Source organism: Larkinella arboricola, assembly GCF_003259745.1.
GTDB classification, from domain to species: Bacteria; Bacteroidota; Bacteroidia; order Cytophagales; family Spirosomataceae; genus Larkinella; species Larkinella arboricola.
The window spans coordinates 38,919-54,658 of sequence record NZ_QLMC01000003.1 but is presented as its reverse complement, the minus strand read 5'-3'; the positions used below and the strand labels follow the sequence as shown (position 1 = coordinate 54,658).

The following is a 15,740-nucleotide window of genomic DNA, read 5'->3' as shown; positions in this document are numbered from 1 at the left end:
AACCTGGTAACAAATAGTTATTAGGATACGGAAATGAGTCAACCAACTGATCGATACGCACAGCGCGGTGTTTCGGCTTCCAAGGAAGACGTTCACAAGGCCATTGCCAAGCTGGATAAGGGGCTGTTCCCCAAAGCGTTCTGTAAAATTGTGCCGGATGCGCTGGCGGGCGACCCGGATTATTGTACCATCATGCACGCCGACGGGGCCGGCACCAAGTCGTCGCTGGCGTACCTGTACTGGAAAGAAACCGGTGATTTGTCGGTCTGGCGGGGTATTGCGCAGGATGCCGTGGTCATGAATACCGACGACCTGATTTGTGTAGGCTCGGTGGGACCGATGCTGCTGTCGTCGACCATTGGCCGGAACAAAAACCTGATTCCGGGCGAAGTGATTGCCGAAATCATCGACGGTACTGAGGAAGTGCTGGAGATGCTGCGGCAGCACGGTATTGACATTGCCAGCACCGGGGGTGAAACCGCCGACGTGGGCGATCTGGTCCGGACAGTGATTGTCGATAGTACGGTGATTGCCCGGATGCGTCGGGCCGATGTGGTCAGCAACGACCGGATTCAGGCCGGGGATGTGATTGTTGGTCTGGCCTCGTTTGGGCAGGCAACCTACGAGAAAACGTACAACGGCGGCATGGGCAGCAACGGCCTGACCTCCGCCCGGCACGATGTGCTGGGTCATTATCTGGCCGACAAATATGCCGAAAGCTTCGACCCCGCCGTGGATCGCAGCCTGATTTACAGCGGTTCCAAAAATCTCACCGATCCCGTTGACGGAACGGGCTTGAACGTGGGTCAACTGATTCTTTCGCCCACGCGCACCTACGCGCCGGTTGCCAAAGTGCTGCTGGACGAACTCCGGAGTCAGATTCACGGCATGGTGCATTGCAGCGGGGGAGCACAGACGAAAGTCCTGCATTTTGTGGATAACCTGCACATTGTCAAGGATAATCTCTTCCCGATTCCGCCCCTGTTCGATCTGATTCAGAAGGAGAGCGGCACGCACTGGCAGGAAATGTACAAGGTGTTTAACATGGGGCACCGGCTCGAAATTTATCTCTCCGAAGAACACGCTCAACGGGTGATCGACCTTGCGGCCCAGTTTGGCATTGAGGGAAAAATTATCGGCCACGTCGAGGCATTCGAAGGCAAACGGGTGACGGTGCAGAGCGAAGTGGGGACGTTTGTTTACTAACTTGCAAAACCGTATTCTCTATTGTCTAAACTCTTTTGTCTCTGGTCTACAAAATGAGTCAGGTCAAAATCTACGGGGTTAAAGAGCCGTTGCGGGCGATTCGAAACCGTCTGTCGGACGTGATTCACGGCTGTGTGGTTGAGGCCCTGCAATTTCCGATAAACAAACGGGCGCACCGGTTTTTTTACCTTGAGCCGGATGATTTTTTCATGCCCGAAGGCCGTTCGGAAAATTACGTGATCATTGAACTGATGATGATGGAGGGCCGGACTGTGGAGACGAAAAAGAAGCTGATCAACCTGCTTTTTGAGCGCATCAGCCAGCAGATTGGTTTATCCGTGAATGACATTGAAATCTGTATTCTGGAAAGTCCGGCCCATAACTGGGGCTTCCGGGGCAAGACGGGCGATGAAGCCGCGATAACGTACCCGATTAATGTCTGAATCATGGTACTTTATGTGAAGGTCAAACCCGGCAGCAAAGTCGATAAACTCCTCTACGACGCTTCGGGTCAGTTGAATGCCAAGATCAGGGCTCCGGCGCAGGACGGAAAAGCGAACGCGTATCTGGTAGAATACCTGGCGCGGCAGTTCGGTATTGCCAAATCGTCGGTTGAAATCATTTCCGGGTTTACCAATCCGCACAAAAAGCTGGAAGTGACTGCCGACGAAGAAACCGTTGCGCGGGTGCTGGTGGGTCTGGAAGGATACCGTTAACTTACGGTTTCCACTGGCGGGGCAACCCAATCTGTCGGGCGTAAAATCCCGGGCCGTGGGTATGAATAAACTCCAGCACCTGGTTCATATCCATTTCGAATTCGATGTAATAATCCGGATCAATCTTCTGGAGTTTCTTTAGAATGGACTCCGCTTTCTTGCCGACAAACGCGCACGAGTTTTGGTTGTGGTGGTTCAAATGCGCGAACTGGCTCGGCTGCGTCGCAAAAAAAGCCGTCAGCAGGTACAGATTTAACTCAACTTCGCCGTATTTATCCTTCGTAATCTTGACGTGGTGCGTAATCGCCGACGCCAGCGAGCGCATGGCTTTCAGCATCCAGCCGTCGGGGTGGTTATAGTGCCCGTTGGCAGTTTGGGCAATCTTCTCTTTCAGGTCATGCCGCCGTTCTTCGGTCGTCGTTTCGCCTTCAATCAGGACAAAATGCAGCCGCTCGACCAGATCCTTGTCTTTGGCAACCAGCCGCAGCAGCAGCTTGTCCTTTTCATTTGACGGTAATTTTAGAATCTCTTTTTTGAGGTCTTTTTCGAGGGCGGGCATGTCCTAAGATTTCCAGATTTTACCAAAATTAGGAAATCTTAGGACATCATTCTATACGTCTACACCCGCTGGAACGCAACAATCGCGTTATGCCCGCCAAAACCGAAGGTATTGCTCATCACCACATCCACCGGTTTCTGAACGGCTACGTTGGGCGTCAGATTCAGATTGGGGCTGATGCGTTCGTCGCGGGTTTGCAAGTTAATCGTCGGCGGAATGGTATTGTGCTGGATCGCCAGAATACCAGCAACGGCTTCGATGGCCCCGGCGGCTCCGAGCAAATGGCCCGTCATCGACTTGGTGGCGCTCAGGTGCAGCCGTTCGGGATTTTCACCGAATATTTTCTGAATCGCCTGCGATTCGCTCAAATCACCGATGGGCGTGGAGGTCGCGTGAACGTTCAGGTAATCCACATCTTCCGGTTTTAGATTGGCTTCGCGTAGGGCTTCGGTCATGGCCAGCGTCGCACCCAATCCCTCGGGGTGGGTAGCCGTCATGTGGTAGGCATCCGCCGTAGCACCCGTTCCCACCAGTTCGGCGTAGATTTTGGCCCCCCGGGCTTTGGCATGTTCGTATTCTTCCAGCACAAGGGCGGCAGCCCCTTCGCCCAGTACAAAACCGTCGCGGTCGGCGTCGAACGGACGCGATGCCGTAGCCGGGTCGTCGTTGCGTTCCGACAGGGCTTTCATAGCGTTGAAACCGCCCACGGCCACCTCCGTCACCACGGCTTCCGAACCACCGGCAATGATGACTTCGGCTTTGCCCAGCCGGATGTAGTTGAACGCGTCAATCAGGGCGTGCGTGGCCGATGCACAGGCCGAAACCGGCGCGAAATTGACGCCCCGAAAACCGTACCGAATCGAAATCAGGCCGGACGCCATGTTGGCAATCATCTTGGTAATAAAGAACGGATTGAAGCGCGGATTACGATTATTGGCACCGTAGGCAATGACCTCTTCCTGAAAACTGTACATCCCGCCGATGCCCGACGCCCAGATGACGCCCACCCGGTTCGTATCTACTTTGTCGTCGACCAGCCCCGCATCCTTCACGGCTTCGTCGGCCACCACCAGCGCGTACTGGCTGTATTCGTCCATCTTGCGGGCTTCTTTCTTGTCGAAAAACTGGAGCGGATCGAAGCCTTTGACCTCGCAGGCAAATTTGGTTTTGAAGTGGGTAGTATCAAATTTAGTGATCAGTGCGGCACCGCTGCGGCCCTGCACCAACCCGTTCCAGTATTCTTCTACGGTATTTCCGATCGGCGTCAGGGCGCCTAATCCCGTTACGACAACTCTTTTCATTTGATAGAACGGCGTTTAAACCGTCATTGGGATATGGATAAAATGTAAGTCTTATAGCCGTTCGATGACCCGGTTTTGGCAATCAGTTAGCAATTGTTCATTCCCGAATAATTTGACCAGCAGCAGCGACCCCTGGATTTCGGCGGTTGCCTGCCGGGCCAGTTCCCGGGCCTTCTTCTCCGGGTGACGGGTTTGGTAAATATGCGCCAGCGCATTCATGGCATTATTGAAATGAACCCGCAACGGTTCTTTAAATTCCTCCGTCACGAAAGCCGTTTCCTGAACGGTATTGCCCATCAGACAACCCCCTTCCGACCGCATGATACCGTTGAACAGCGTTTCGAGCAAGTGTTCCAGCCGTTGCCCGGGTGGTTTGGTTTCGTCGTAGGCGATTGAAAAAAGGTGCTTTTCGTTCAGATCGTTGGCATACTGAAGCACCTCTTTCATCAGCACTTCCTTGCTGCGGAAGTAGTGGTAGAAACTGCCCTTCAACAGCCCACACGCCCGCGCCAGATCATCCATCGTAGTCCGGTGATAGCCCTGCCGTTTGAAAACCAGCATGGCCTTCTGCAAAATCTCATCCCGTGTGACTTTCTGAATTGGCATACGGCAAAGGTAGGTACCGGATGTGTGTTTACCAAACGTTTGTTTGATAAAATAGCTGAATTGAAATGACACGGCTTTACACGATGGACAGGCGATAAAGGATTGCGCGCAGCTAATCGTAGTTAATCCTTCAATCTGTGTAATCCCAGTTCAGACGGTATTATCTTTGCAGCATGACTTTACAAAATGACCTGTTGCTGCGGGCGGCCCGTGGCGAAAACGTAGAACGTGTTCCGATCTGGCTGATGCGGCAGGCCGGGCGGATTCTGGCCGAATACCGGGCCGTGCGCGAGAAGGCCGGTAGTTTTATTAAACTGGCGACCACGCCGGAACTGGCCGCCGAAGTAACCATTCAACCCGTTGATATTCTCGGTGTGGATGCGGCCATTATTTTCTCCGATATTCTGGTAGTGCCGGAAGCGATGGGTCTGCCCTACGAAATGGTCGAGCAGCGGGGGCCGGTATTTCCCAAAACCGTTCGAAATCCGCAGGAGTTGGAGCGCATCAAAGTCGCCGATGCCGAGAGCGATCTGGCCTACGTGCTGGAAGCTATCAAAATCGTGAAGAAAGAACTGAACGGTCGGGTGCCGCTGATTGGTTTTGCCGGAGCGCCGTTCACGATTTTCTGCTACATGACCGAGGGGCGGGGTTCAAAAACGTTCTCCATTGCTAAAAAACTGCTCTACGCCGATCCCGCGTTTTCGCACGCATTACTTCAGAAAATTACGGATAGTACCATCGAATACCTGAAAGCGCAGGTCCGCGCCGGGGTCGATCTGGTGCAGATTTTCGATTCCTGGGCCGGAATCCTGTCGCCCGATCAATACCGCACCTTTTCCCTGCCGTACATCAAACAGATTTGCGATGCTGTCGCGGAAGCGACGGGTGTGCCGATTACGGTTTTTGCCAAGGGCGCCTTCTTTGCCCGGCAGGAAATCGGGCAGCTGAATTGCTCGGTGGTAGGGCTCGACTGGAACATGGATGCCGCCGAATCGCGGCAGTTGATTCCCGGCAAAACGTTGCAGGGCAACCTTGATCCGTGCGTGCTGTACGCCGATTATGACCAGGTCAAAGCCGAAGTAAAGAAGATGTTGCAAGCCTTCGGAACACAGCGGTATATCGCCAATCTGGGCCACGGCGTGTACCCGGATACGGACCCGGAGAAGGTAAAATACTTTATTCAAACCGTCAAAGAGTATTCGGTATGAGCAATTCGGCCAAAAAAGTGGAAGCGATATTTAATCGGCATTCCGAAGCGGAAATTCAGTATTTCGATACGCCGGAAGAAGCGATTCAGTTTCTGGAAAATGGACTGAAAACAAAAGAGATTCAGCCCGTTGCGGTAATCTCAAATTATAAAGTCGTCTGGCGGCACCACAACAACCGGGGCAAGGCCTATACCGACGATTACATTAAAGAGAGCCGGGCGCGGGCGTTGTAACCGGTAGTACGCTTATTGCCGAATGGCACTGTCGTCGAATTTTTCCATAATGGTTTCCGGTTTGGCGAGTTCCGTAAAACCGAATTGCCGGTAAAGGCCGTGGGCGTCGCGGGTGGCCAGCAGCCAGCGCCGAATCACCTGTAGGTCGGGATGGCTCATGATGGTTGCCATGAGCCATTTCGACAACCCCTGCCCTCGGTATTCTTCGAGCACAAATACGTTGCCGAGGTAAGCAAACGAGGTATAGTTGGTAAGCACTTGTGCGTAGCCAATCTGCCGGTCGCCGTCGTACAGGCCAAAATGTAGCGTCGAATTGTCGATCTGTTTTTGCAGGGTTTCGCGGCTGATGCCGGTGGCCCAGTACGATTGATTGGCCAGAAAGTCGTGAATAACGTCGAACTGGAGCCGGGCCGGATCGGTTGAAATGGTGTAGCGGCCTCGTTGTACTTCCATACTCTTACAGCAGTTTTTTCTCAACGGCTTCCGCTTCCAGCCGCTGTTTATCAATGGGAACCACACCGAGCGACTCGCAGACCAGCCCCCCCGCGAGGTTCGACAAACCGGCAATGAAGCGGGGCGGCAAACCGAGGGCGACGCAACAGGCCGCCACACTGATAACCGTATCGCCCGCACCCGATACGTCGGAAATCTGCCGGATGTGCGCCGGGCAACGGTGGGTCTCGCCCTGAAAATCAATGAAAACGCCCCGTTCTGAAAGGGTAATCAAGGCACCCTGAATGTTCAACCGGGATTTTAACTGGTCAATAGCGTCCTGGAGGGCTCCGGCCTGAGTAACATCAAAATCAATTTTGAGCCCTTCTTTCAGTTCTTTCAGATTGGGTTTGAAAAGCGTAGTGTGGTGGTAAGCCAGAAAGTTGCGTTTTTTTGGATCAACTACCGTCGGCACGCCCTGCTCGTTGGCGAAAGCCGTAATGTCGGCAATGGCCTCCGGACTCAGAACGCCTTTGTCGTAGTCCTGAAAAATAACGGCCTGACACGTCGGAATCAACTCCTTCGCTTTATCAATGAGAAGGTTACGTTCCTGATCGGTAATATACTTATCGGTTTCGGTATCCACCCGGACCACCTGCTGCGAACCGGCCATGATCCGCTCCTTGATGGTGGTAATGCGCGAACTGCTCCGGATCAGACCGTCGCAGTTAAGGCCCCGACCTTCCAGTTGGCCCACCAGCCGGTCGCCGGGTTCGTCGGTACCGATTACGGAACAAACAATGGCTTCGGCCCCCAGTGCCTGAACGTTTAGGATGACATTACCGGCCCCGCCCAGCCGCACTTCCCGCCGTTGGACGGTTACGACGGGCACCGGTGCTTCCGGCGAAATCCGCTCAACCCGGCCCCAGACGTAGGAATCGAGCATAACGTCGCCAATAATCAGCACGCGGAGCGAATTGAACGCTTCAAAAATTTCTTGAATCGATGTGGGATTGACCGTTTGGGTCATATGAAATAAAGTTTTTGTAGAAACCGTCTATTTTAACAGCGGTTTAAGCTTTTCGGTCCAGACTTCGTATCCTTTGGGGTTCATGTGCAGGCTATCGGCCCGAAACAGTTCACCCCGGATTTGTCCGGTGGCATCGAGCATCGGCGTATAAATATCCAGATAGTCCGCCCGCGACTGTTTTGCCAGGTAATCTTTAATCAGTTTGTTTGCCTCTATCGTAATCGGCAGGTACTTCCGGCGCGACGGACTCGGCTTCATCGAAATAAAAACAATCGGCGTTTTAGGCAGTGATTTCCGGATTTTGGTAAACAGCGTAACAAAGCGGTCGTGTACTTCCTGAGCCGTTACGGTACCGGTGGCCACGTCGTTTTCGCCCACGTAGATGATAATCTGTTTGGGCTTGTAGGGAATGATGGCGCGGTCGGCAAAATGGATAACATCGGTGAGTTTGGAACCGCCGAAGCCCCGGTTAAGAACAACTTTGTCGGGAAAGTCGGTTTTGAGGCTTTGCCAGAGTTTGATGGACGAACTTCCTGTAAAAAGAATAGCATTTTTCGGGGGAGGAGTTGTTTTGTCCTGCTCCTCAAACGCTTTAATTTCATTTTCGTACGGAACGGCTTGCTGGGCAATGGCAACGAAATGGAGGGCGGTGGTAAGCAGCAAAAGAAACGAAAGTTTTTTCATGGGAAGTGGTAGGCGATTGGGCTGAGTTAGGATATAAGTTAGTAAAGCCAGTAAAACCGTGGGTTGCAGGGATCACAGAAACTGCACAACCGATTCGAGGCCCATACCGCGGGAGCCTTTAATCAGAATAGCCGTGTTTTCAAACGGGTGGTCCATGATCCAGTTGTGTAACGAAAATTTATCGGGGAAGTAGTACGCTTTGGGCAGCGAAGCCAGCGCGTAACGCATATCCTGCCCGGCCAGAATAACGGTGTCAAACCGGCCTTGCGCAATCAGTTCGCCCAGAGCCGCGTGTTCGGCGGGACTTTCGTCGCCCAACTCGTACATGTCGCCCAAAATGACCACTTTCCGGTCTGCTTCCAGCTTCATGAAGTTCTGAATGGCGGCCGCCATCGAACTTGGGTTGGCGTTGTAGGCGTCCATCAGAATGGTGTTGCTGCCTTTTTGAATGATCTGCGACCGGTTGTTGGTTGGGTTATAGGCGGCCACGGCTTCGTTGGCATCCGGGGCCGGAACGCCGAAAAACTTGCCGATGCAGAGGGCAGCCGCGATGTTGTCAAAATTATAACGACCGGTCAGATGCGTACGAATCACCTGTTTGGCTTCATCCCTGAAAACCACCACCGGGTTGTCGGCAATAATTTCGTACTGATCTTTCAGTTGATAAAAAATGGCTTCGCGGAAAAGCCGTTCTTTCTGCATCTCTACCAGCACCTCGCTCTGGGCGTTGACGAAAACCGTGCCGCCCGTTTGGGCCAGAAAATCAAACAGCTCGCCTTTGCCTTTCCGGACGCCCTCAATACCGCCAAAGCCTTCTAGGTGCGCCTTTCCAACGTTGGTAATCAACCCGTGGGTAGGCTGGGCAATCGAACACAGCAGCCGGATTTCGCCCTGATGATTGGCGCCCATTTCCACCACCGCCATTTCGTACTGGTTGTCAATTGCCAGCAACGTCAGCGGAACGCCAATGTGGTTGTTGAGGTTGCCTTGGGTTGCGTAGGTACGGTATTTTTTTGACAGAACGTTCAGAATCAGTTCCTTGGTGGTGGTTTTGCCGTTGGAGCCCGTCAGGCCGATGACGGGAATGGTCAATGTGCTGCGGTGGTAGCGGGCCAGTTCCTGCAAGGCCGTCAGTCCGTCGTCAACCAGTAAATACCGGCTGTCCGTAGCCACGTCGGGGTTATCAACGACGGCGTAACGCGCTCCTTTTTCGAGCGCATCATTGGCAAATAAATTTCCGTCGAACTTGTCACCCTTGAGCGCGACATACAGACAGCCTTCTGTAATTTTACGGGTATCGGTCGAAACACCCGCGCATTCGCGGTAACGATCGTATAAGTCAGGAATGGAAATAACCATTTTCCGGCAGCGAGTAAACCAACGTTATGAATCTGTTCGTTATCCATTAACCGGACGACACGGGGCCTGATTGGCCTGATGACGGGCAGTTAATTTGGCCAAAGTTACATGAAAAAGCTGTTTACCATACTTTGTTTTCTGATTCTTCAACGGGCGCAGACCCAGACCCCGACCGGTTCCTTCTCGTTTCGGTACGACTCCCAGGCGACGGTCAACATGGCGGGCCGTACCCTGCGCAACCCGTGGGCGGGCGGCCTCAACGGAGCCCAGTACTCGACCATTCATCTGGATACAGACACCATCCCGGATCTGGTCATTTACGACCGGCAGACCAACCGGATTATGACGTTTCTGGCGACCCGACAGACCAGCGGGAAATACGGCTGGCAGTATGCGCCCCAGTACGAAGAACAATTCCCGACGATTACCTACAGCACCTGGATGTTGCTGGTCGATTACGACCACGACGGAAAAAAAGATCTGTTTACGCACGCCAATGGCGGGCTGCGGATTCTGAAAAATACCGGCTCGAATGGCCGTCTGTCCTGGAAAACCATTGCCGATCCGGTGTATCACGAAGGGCTTTCGGGAACGCTGAATCTGTACATCAATTCGGTGGATATTCCGGCTATTCTGGATGCGGACGGCGACGGTGATATTGATATTCTGACCTACGACATCAACGGCGGAACGGCCAACCTGTACCAGAACATGAGCGTCGAACGGAAAAATGATCCGAACGGCCTGGATTTTAAACGCATCGGTTTTTGCTGGGGCGGTTTCAAAAGCGACGATGACTGTGACGAATTTTCGTTTGGACTTGACTGCGTGTACGTCGGCAACAGTGCCCCAATCGAGGGCGGGCATTCGAGCGCACGGGAGATGCACAACGGAAATTCCATGCTGCTGCTCGATGTGGACGGCGATGGAAAAAAAGATCTGCTAACCGCCCACGTCACCTGCCCCCACGTTTCGCTGCTGCCCAACGTCGGTGGCAACGGAGCAGCCGCCGTGTTTACACGTGCGACCAACAGCTTTCCGGCGGCCAACCCGATATCGTTTAACATTTATCCGGCTTTGTATTCCGAAGACCTTGATTTTGACGGTATCAAGGACCTGGTGGCTTCGTCGAACACGTATAGCAATGAAATTGACTTCCGGGCGTCGAACTGGTTTTACCGCAATGCCGGAACCAGCCAGCAGCCTATTTTTCAGCCTGTCACCAAAAGCTTTCTTCAGGAAGACATGATCGATTTTGGGGAAGGGGCCACGCCGGTCCTGGTGGATCTCGACGGCGACGGTGACATGGATTTGCTGGTGGGTAATATGGGCATACGGGGAGCAAACGGATACCGGGCCAGCATTGAGCATTTCGAAAACGTGGGAACCCGTAGCAAACCCGCCTTCGAATTGCGAGCTACGGATTACCTCAAATTATCTGAACGGTTTCAGTTGACCGACCTCAAACTCGCTATTGCCGATATTGATGGAAATAACAGCTTTGATCTGATTTTTACCGGCAATTCCATCAATCGTGCGCCCGAAATCCGGTATATTCTGAATCAGGGAGCGCGCGGAGCGGCTTTTCAACTTGACATAACCAAAGCGCAGCAAATTCCGACACCCGACCGGCTGGGCACCATTGATATGCCGACCTGGTTTGACGTGGACCGCGACGGAAAAACCGATTTGCTGATTGGTAAACAGAACGGTTCCATTGAGTATCACCGCAATACCGGCACATCCACCGCGCCCCGGTACGAGTTACAGCAGCAGAATTACGGGCAATTGACTGTGGCCACTGGCGCCAATAGCCCTTCGATCCTGATTGTCGATTTGAACGGCGACCAACGCCCGGAACTCCTGACCGGCACCCGCGACGGCTCCCTGAGGCTCTACGAACTGCCCGCTCAACCCACCGACAAAATGCAGGTGCTTGATTCAACACTGGTCATCAACGAATTAACGAAAATGGCGGATCACGCTACGCCCGGCGGCAATCTGGCCCTTACGGCCGCTGATCTGGACGGTGACGGGTTGGCTGACGTGCTGGCGGGCACCACCGCCGGCGGAATCCGGTACCTGAAAAATACGTCGGAAAAAGTAGTCGTGACGGGAACGGAGGAAGAGGAAATGAACAGGCCGTGGGTCTTTCCGAGTCCGACGAGCCGGTTTCTACGCGTCAAATCGTCCTATAAAGGGGAGGTTCAGGTTCTGAATCTGCACGGTCAACCCGTTACAGCCCGGCAGGCGGTGCAGGCCCATACGGAGGCTACCATTGATCTGGGCACCTTACCGATGGGCGTTTATCTGGTTCGGTTGCTGCGCGACGGCCAATCCGTTCGGCACCAGAAGGTAATATTGTCGAAATAGAAACGGGTGATTCATTATTTTTGCCGCAAACCCCTCCAAGCATGATTGTATTTGTTAATACTCCCTTATCCGATTCCAGTAAAGCCTATTTCCGCCAGCATTTGCCGACGGATTTTGAGGTGATCTTTAAGAAAGACCTTCCCGAGACGGAACAAGCTGCGGCTTTCCGGCGTGCCGATTTCGTGTTGGGCAATCCGCCCGCGGCCTGGTTTTCGGAAGGCCATAATCTAAAATGGTGGCAGCTGGATTCGGCGGGGTTCGACGCTTATAAAGCTGTTCAACTGAACGCTCCGGTTACGAATATGGGCGATTACTTCGCCTGGCCCTGCGCCGAAACCATTGTGGCCGGTATTATGGCGTTTTACCGGGATATTCACGAACTGGCGGTTTTGCAGACTCAGAAAAAGTGGGTGGGTGTGCCCCTGCGGTTTAAACTGCATCTGCTCAAGGACAAAAAAGTGATTATTCTGGGTGCGGGCACCATCGGGCAGGCCGTGCGGCAGATGCTGACCGGTTTTCAGTGTGCGGTGAAGATGCTGGCCCGAACGAATCCCGAAGCCGAACTGCACACGCCTGAAGAACTAAAAGCTGCGCTGCCCGAAACGGATCTGGTGATCAACTGCTTACCCGGTACGGCCAAAGGGTTTTTCTCGGCGGAGCTAATCAATGCCATGAAGCCCGGCAGTCTTTACGCCAACATTGGCCGGGGCAGCACCACCGACGAAAAAGCCCTGATCGAGGCCCTGCAACGCGGTCACCTGGCCGGGGCGGTGCTGGACGTGACGGAAGTGGAACCGTTACCGATTGACAATCCGCTCTGGGAAATGACCAACGTGATTCTGACCCAGCACACGGGCGGGGGACAGGCTACCGAAGATCAGGGCAAAATGGACCTGTTTCTGCAAAATCTGGAACGGTTCCGGACCGGGCAGCCGCTGGAAAATCAGGTTGAACTGTCGAAAGGATATTGATGTTGTGCCCCTCTTTTTTGCCATGAAAAAAGGACTCCTGTTTGTTTTTATATGCTGCACCTCGATTTGCTTCGGGCAGACGCTGACCAATCCGTTGCTGCCGTCCGGGGCCGATCCGTGGAGCATTCACAAAGACGGTTTTTATTACTACACACATACAACCGGCCGCAACCTGACGTTGTGGAAAACCCGTTCGCTGGCCGACCTGAAAACCGCCGAAAAGAAAGTGGTCTGGACGCCCCCCGAAACCGGTCCTTATTCCAAAGAGATCTGGGCACCTGAACTCCACTTTATTCGCGGGAAATGGTACCTGATTTTTGCGGCTGATGACGGACGGAACCGGAACCACCGGCTGTGGGTGCTGGAAAATGAATCCGCCGACCCGCTGGACGGTACCTGGACCATGAAAGGCCAGATCAAAACGCCCGACGATAAATGGGCCATCGACGGTTCTGTCTTTGAACACAAAGGTCGGCTTTACCTCGTCTGGTCGGGCTGGGAGGGCGACGAAAACGGTGAGCAGGATATTTACCTCTGCCAGATGGAAAACCCGTGGACGGCCACCGGCCAGCGGGTCAAAATTTCGTCGCCCACCTACGCCTGGGAGGTGGACGGTAAAATTCCGCGCCCCGGACCCGACGACAAACCCGTTGTACTGGTCAACGAGGGACCGCAGCCGCTCCAGCACGGCAACCGGCTGTTTGTAATCTTCTCTGCCAGCGGTTGCTGGACCGATAGCTACGCGCTGGGAATGCTGTACATCGACGGTGATAAAGACCTGATGAACGCCAGCAACTGGACCAAAACCCCGCAGCCGGTTTTTAAAGCCGTAAACGTTTCCGGCACGCATGCCGCCGGGCATAACTCTTTTTTCAAATCTCCCAACGGTACGGAGGACTGGATTCTGTACCACGCCAATTCGGAAGCGGGGCAGGGCTGCGGGCGAGAAAGGTCGCCCAGAGCGCAGAAGTTTACCTGGACCGCTGACGGAATGCCGCAGTTTGGCCAGCCGCTCCCGACGAACGTTACCATTCAAGTTCCAAAGTAACATACGCTGTACGCAGCCGCCGGTTCGCGCGATCGGTCAGGCTGAGTACGGTGTAATCAACTCATCGACGTAACACCATAGCCAGCTTTCGCCGGGTTCGGCCGAGGCTATAACCGGGTGGCCGGTATGGTGAAAATGCTTCGTAGCGTGCTGGTTGGGCGACGTATCGCAGCAGTGCGTTTTGCCGCAGGTCTGGCAGGTTCTCAGATGGACCCACGAATCACCGGTTTTAATGCACTCTTCACAGACCGCTGGCTGGTCGGGCAGCGTAATACGTTCAACTTCGTTGAGGTGGGAGCAGCTTTTTCGTTTCAGCATCGTAATTCTAGGTTTCTGCCAGGTATTTATGAACAAAACTAACCGCCATGGCACCCTCGCCCACGGCGGACGCTACGCGGTTCATGGCCCCGGCCCGCACGTCACCGGCTGCAAAAATACCGGCACTGCACGTTTCGAGCAGGTAAGGATCGCGGTCGAGTTTCCAGAACTCTTTATAATCCTCGTATTTGGCAAGGTCGCGGCCCGTTTCAATGAAGCCTTTGGCATCCTTGATGATGTTCATTTCAATCCAGTCGGTATACGGTTTGGTACCGATGAAAATGAACAGGGCGCTGGCGGGGACTTTTCGCTGTTCGTTGGTATTCAGGTCTTCCAGAACGAGGCATTCCAGGTGCGACTCACCCAGCCCCTCGGATACCGTTGTGCAGGGCAGCAGGTGAATATTTGGCGTTTTTTCAATCTGGTCGATCAGGTACTGCGACATGGTAGCGGTGAGGTCGGGTCGCCGGATGATAATATACACCTCCGAAGCCGTTCGGGAAAGATACATGGCACCCTGACCCGCCGAATTGCCTCCACCGACAACGTAAACCGGTTTGTCCTTAAACGCGTAGGCTTCCGTGGTTGCGGCTCCGTAATAAACCCCTGCACCGGTTAGTTTATCCAGACCCGGACAGTCGAGTTTGTGGTACGAAACCCCGGTGCTGAGTACAATGCTCCGGGTCACGACCTGACTGCCATCGCTGAACTGGATGTGTTTATACTGCCCCTGCGGTTTGATGGCGACGACTTCCTGCGGGGCCAGAAACTCCACGCCGAAGCGCGTGGCCTGGGTAATGGCCCGGCGCGTTAGCTCCGACCCGCTCAGGCCCGCCGGAAAACCGAGGTAATTCTCAATCCGTGAACTGGTACCGGCCTGACCACCCGGTGCCCGTTTATCAATCAGGAGCGTCCGGAGCCCTTCCGAACCGGCGTATACCGCAGCCGCCAGTCCCGCCGGACCCGCGCCAATAATGGCTAGGTCGTAAAGCGATTGGGTCGCCCGGGGTTGCAGGCCCAGTTTTTCGCCCACGGCCTGCATGGAGGGTTGTTTCAGAACGACGCCGTCCTGCATCACCACGGCGGGCAGTTCTTTGGCGTCGAGCTGGTGCAGTTGAGCGAGTTGTCGGGCTTCCGGATTGGTTTCCATATCCAGCCATTGGTACGGAAACAGGTTGCCCGCCAGAAAGTCCTTTAGCTCGTGGGTACGGGGCGAAAACTGGTAGCCGATGAGTTTCAACCCTTCAAACGGAGGTCGGTAATTGGACTGCCAGTCGTTCAGGAGTTCGTCCAGAACCGGATAAAGCTTTTCGGCGGGCGGGTCCCACGGTTTGTTCAGGTAGTAATCCAGCTGCACATCGTTGATGGCACGGATGGCGGCTTCAATGTCGGAGTAAGCCGTCAGCAGCACGGTTTTGGCGAGCGGATAGACCTTGCGGGCCTGGATCAGAAAATCGACGCCCAGCATATCCGGCATGCGCTGATCCGACAGAAACAAGGCGACTTCTTCGTTTTTCCTGCGGAGTTCGTTCAGCGTTTCCAGCACTTCGTTGGCGGATGTACTCGACAGAATCTTATAATTTTTCCGGTATTGCTGGCGCAAATCCCGTTGGATGGCCTGCAATACCGCCTGATCGTCGTCAACGGCAATGATGATGGGTGATTTCATACGGTACGTGTGAAAAGAAAATGGGAA

At 54.0% G+C, this 15,740-nt stretch carries 17 protein-coding genes; 8 read left to right on the top strand and 9 right to left on the bottom strand.

The features are described 5' to 3' along the window. Positions 1-33 precede the first annotated feature (33 nt). Genes LX87_RS11645 through LX87_RS11635 form a run of 3 tightly spaced genes read left to right on the top strand, consistent with a single transcriptional unit; the run spans position 34 to position 1,922 of the window. A complete protein-coding gene (locus LX87_RS11645) occupies positions 34-1,206 on the top strand; it encodes an AIR synthase related protein (protein ID WP_111628422.1) in 1,173 nt (390 codons plus the stop codon). 53 nt (positions 1,207-1,259) lie between these two features. Continuing rightward, the gene (locus LX87_RS11640) at positions 1,260-1,649 is read left to right on the top strand and encodes a tautomerase family protein (protein WP_111628421.1); all 390 of its coding nucleotides are present in this window, start codon (positions 1,260-1,262) and stop codon (positions 1,647-1,649) included. Positions 1,650-1,652: 3 nt separating this feature from the next. After that, entirely contained in the window at positions 1,653-1,922 is a 270-nt protein-coding gene (locus LX87_RS11635; RefSeq protein ID WP_111628420.1) for a DUF167 domain-containing protein, read from the top strand. Position 1,923: 1 nt separating this feature from the next. Here LX87_RS11635 and LX87_RS11630 read toward each other — a convergent pair whose 3' ends face one another. The 3 genes from LX87_RS11630 to LX87_RS11620 are packed head-to-tail and all read right to left on the bottom strand — an operon-like array spanning position 1,924 to position 4,388. Next, positions 1,924-2,481, bottom strand: coding sequence for a hypothetical protein (locus LX87_RS11630; protein WP_111628419.1), 558 nt, complete (start codon positions 2,479-2,481; stop codon positions 1,924-1,926). 59 nt (positions 2,482-2,540) lie between these two features. After that, the gene (fabF, locus tag LX87_RS11625) at positions 2,541-3,782 is read right to left on the bottom strand and encodes a beta-ketoacyl-ACP synthase II (protein WP_111628418.1); all 1,242 of its coding nucleotides are present in this window, start codon (positions 3,780-3,782) and stop codon (positions 2,541-2,543) included. A gap of 51 nt (positions 3,783-3,833) precedes the next feature. Beyond that, positions 3,834-4,388: a TetR/AcrR family transcriptional regulator gene (locus tag LX87_RS11620; RefSeq protein ID WP_111628417.1), complete on the bottom strand. Its 555-nt coding sequence runs from the start codon at positions 4,386-4,388 to the stop codon at positions 3,834-3,836. Positions 4,389-4,561: 173 nt separating this feature from the next. Between LX87_RS11620 and hemE the strand changes: the two genes are divergently transcribed. Both hemE and LX87_RS11610 read left to right on the top strand, forming a co-directional pair. Then, positions 4,562-5,596, top strand: a complete 1,035-nt coding sequence (hemE, locus tag LX87_RS11615; RefSeq protein WP_111628416.1) for a uroporphyrinogen decarboxylase — start codon at positions 4,562-4,564, stop codon at positions 5,594-5,596. Further along, complete coding sequence (locus tag LX87_RS11610) at positions 5,593-5,829, top strand: hypothetical protein (RefSeq protein ID WP_111628415.1); 237 nt, start codon at positions 5,593-5,595, stop codon at positions 5,827-5,829. Before hemE ends, LX87_RS11610 begins: the two co-directional genes overlap by 4 nt. Before the next feature lie 12 nt (positions 5,830-5,841). Here the strand turns inward: LX87_RS11610 and LX87_RS11605 are convergent, their stop codons facing one another. From LX87_RS11605 to LX87_RS11590, 4 genes are all read right to left on the bottom strand, one after another. Continuing rightward, positions 5,842-6,282 (bottom strand): GNAT family N-acetyltransferase, encoded by a 441-nt coding sequence (locus LX87_RS11605; protein WP_111628414.1) that lies wholly within the window; start codon positions 6,280-6,282, stop codon positions 5,842-5,844. Between the two features lie 4 nt (positions 6,283-6,286). Then, positions 6,287-7,291: a bifunctional heptose 7-phosphate kinase/heptose 1-phosphate adenyltransferase gene (locus LX87_RS11600; protein WP_111628413.1), complete on the bottom strand. Its 1,005-nt coding sequence runs from the start codon at positions 7,289-7,291 to the stop codon at positions 6,287-6,289. Positions 7,292-7,318: 27 nt separating this feature from the next. Further along, the gene (locus LX87_RS11595) at positions 7,319-7,975 is read right to left on the bottom strand and encodes an SGNH/GDSL hydrolase family protein (protein ID WP_111628412.1); all 657 of its coding nucleotides are present in this window, start codon (positions 7,973-7,975) and stop codon (positions 7,319-7,321) included. A gap of 72 nt (positions 7,976-8,047) precedes the next feature. Beyond that, complete coding sequence (locus tag LX87_RS11590; RefSeq protein ID WP_111628411.1) at positions 8,048-9,334, bottom strand: UDP-N-acetylmuramoyl-tripeptide--D-alanyl-D-alanine ligase; 1,287 nt, start codon at positions 9,332-9,334, stop codon at positions 8,048-8,050. A gap of 108 nt (positions 9,335-9,442) precedes the next feature. Between LX87_RS11590 and LX87_RS11585 the strand changes: the two genes are divergently transcribed. From LX87_RS11585 to LX87_RS11575, 3 genes are read left to right on the top strand one after another with little or no spacing between them, the layout of a single operon-like run. Further along, positions 9,443-11,707: an FG-GAP-like repeat-containing protein gene (locus LX87_RS11585; RefSeq protein ID WP_111628410.1), complete on the top strand. Its 2,265-nt coding sequence runs from the start codon at positions 9,443-9,445 to the stop codon at positions 11,705-11,707. A 41-nt stretch (positions 11,708-11,748) separates the two neighbouring features. After that, positions 11,749-12,678 carry a D-2-hydroxyacid dehydrogenase gene (locus tag LX87_RS11580; protein ID WP_111628409.1) on the top strand — a complete coding sequence of 310 codons (930 nt, stop codon included), beginning with the start codon at positions 11,749-11,751 and terminating at the stop codon, positions 12,676-12,678. Between the two features lie 22 nt (positions 12,679-12,700). Continuing rightward, positions 12,701-13,726, top strand: coding sequence for a glycoside hydrolase family 43 protein (locus tag LX87_RS11575; RefSeq protein WP_111629170.1), 1,026 nt, complete (start codon positions 12,701-12,703; stop codon positions 13,724-13,726). Positions 13,727-13,762: 36 nt separating this feature from the next. Here LX87_RS11575 and LX87_RS11570 read toward each other — a convergent pair whose 3' ends face one another. Beyond that, positions 13,763-14,044 (bottom strand): UBP-type zinc finger domain-containing protein, encoded by a 282-nt coding sequence (locus tag LX87_RS11570; RefSeq protein WP_111628408.1) that lies wholly within the window; start codon positions 14,042-14,044, stop codon positions 13,763-13,765. Positions 14,045-14,051: 7 nt separating this feature from the next. Then, positions 14,052-15,713 carry an NAD(P)/FAD-dependent oxidoreductase gene (locus LX87_RS11565; RefSeq protein ID WP_111628407.1) on the bottom strand — a complete coding sequence of 554 codons (1,662 nt, stop codon included), beginning with the start codon at positions 15,711-15,713 and terminating at the stop codon, positions 14,052-14,054. Positions 15,714-15,740: the final 27 nt, after the last annotated feature.

What these genes read in the sequence shown, in the direction of transcription:
- LX87_RS11630 (WP_111628419.1), bottom strand. Translation starts at nt 2,481, where the DNA reads ATGCCCGCCCTCGAAAAAGACCTCAAAAAAGAGATTCTAAAATTACCG.
- fabF (WP_111628418.1), bottom strand. Translation starts at nt 3,782, where the DNA reads ATGAAAAGAGTTGTCGTAACGGGATTAGGCGCCCTGACGCCGATCGGA.
- LX87_RS11565 (WP_111628407.1), bottom strand. Translation starts at nt 15,713, where the DNA reads ATGAAATCACCCATCATCATTGCCGTTGACGACGATCAGGCGGTATTG.
- LX87_RS11590 (WP_111628411.1), bottom strand. Translation starts at nt 9,334, where the DNA reads ATGGTTATTTCCATTCCTGACTTATACGATCGTTACCGCGAATGCGCG.
- LX87_RS11570 (WP_111628408.1), bottom strand. Translation starts at nt 14,044, where the DNA reads ATGCTGAAACGAAAAAGCTGCTCCCACCTCAACGAAGTTGAACGTATT.
- LX87_RS11600 (WP_111628413.1), bottom strand. Translation starts at nt 7,291, where the DNA reads ATGACCCAAACGGTCAATCCCACATCGATTCAAGAAATTTTTGAAGCG.
- LX87_RS11595 (WP_111628412.1), bottom strand. Translation starts at nt 7,975, where the DNA reads ATGAAAAAACTTTCGTTTCTTTTGCTGCTTACCACCGCCCTCCATTTC.
- hemE (WP_111628416.1), top strand. Translation starts at nt 4,562, where the DNA reads ATGACTTTACAAAATGACCTGTTGCTGCGGGCGGCCCGTGGCGAAAAC.
- LX87_RS11635 (WP_111628420.1), top strand. Translation starts at nt 1,653, where the DNA reads ATGGTACTTTATGTGAAGGTCAAACCCGGCAGCAAAGTCGATAAACTC.
- LX87_RS11605 (WP_111628414.1), bottom strand. Translation starts at nt 6,282, where the DNA reads ATGGAAGTACAACGAGGCCGCTACACCATTTCAACCGATCCGGCCCGG.
- LX87_RS11585 (WP_111628410.1), top strand. Translation starts at nt 9,443, where the DNA reads ATGAAAAAGCTGTTTACCATACTTTGTTTTCTGATTCTTCAACGGGCG.
- LX87_RS11645 (WP_111628422.1), top strand. Translation starts at nt 34, where the DNA reads ATGAGTCAACCAACTGATCGATACGCACAGCGCGGTGTTTCGGCTTCC.
- LX87_RS11580 (WP_111628409.1), top strand. Translation starts at nt 11,749, where the DNA reads ATGATTGTATTTGTTAATACTCCCTTATCCGATTCCAGTAAAGCCTAT.
- LX87_RS11610 (WP_111628415.1), top strand. Translation starts at nt 5,593, where the DNA reads ATGAGCAATTCGGCCAAAAAAGTGGAAGCGATATTTAATCGGCATTCC.
- LX87_RS11575 (WP_111629170.1), top strand. Translation starts at nt 12,701, where the DNA reads ATGAAAAAAGGACTCCTGTTTGTTTTTATATGCTGCACCTCGATTTGC.
- LX87_RS11640 (WP_111628421.1), top strand. Translation starts at nt 1,260, where the DNA reads ATGAGTCAGGTCAAAATCTACGGGGTTAAAGAGCCGTTGCGGGCGATT.
- LX87_RS11620 (WP_111628417.1), bottom strand. Translation starts at nt 4,388, where the DNA reads ATGCCAATTCAGAAAGTCACACGGGATGAGATTTTGCAGAAGGCCATG.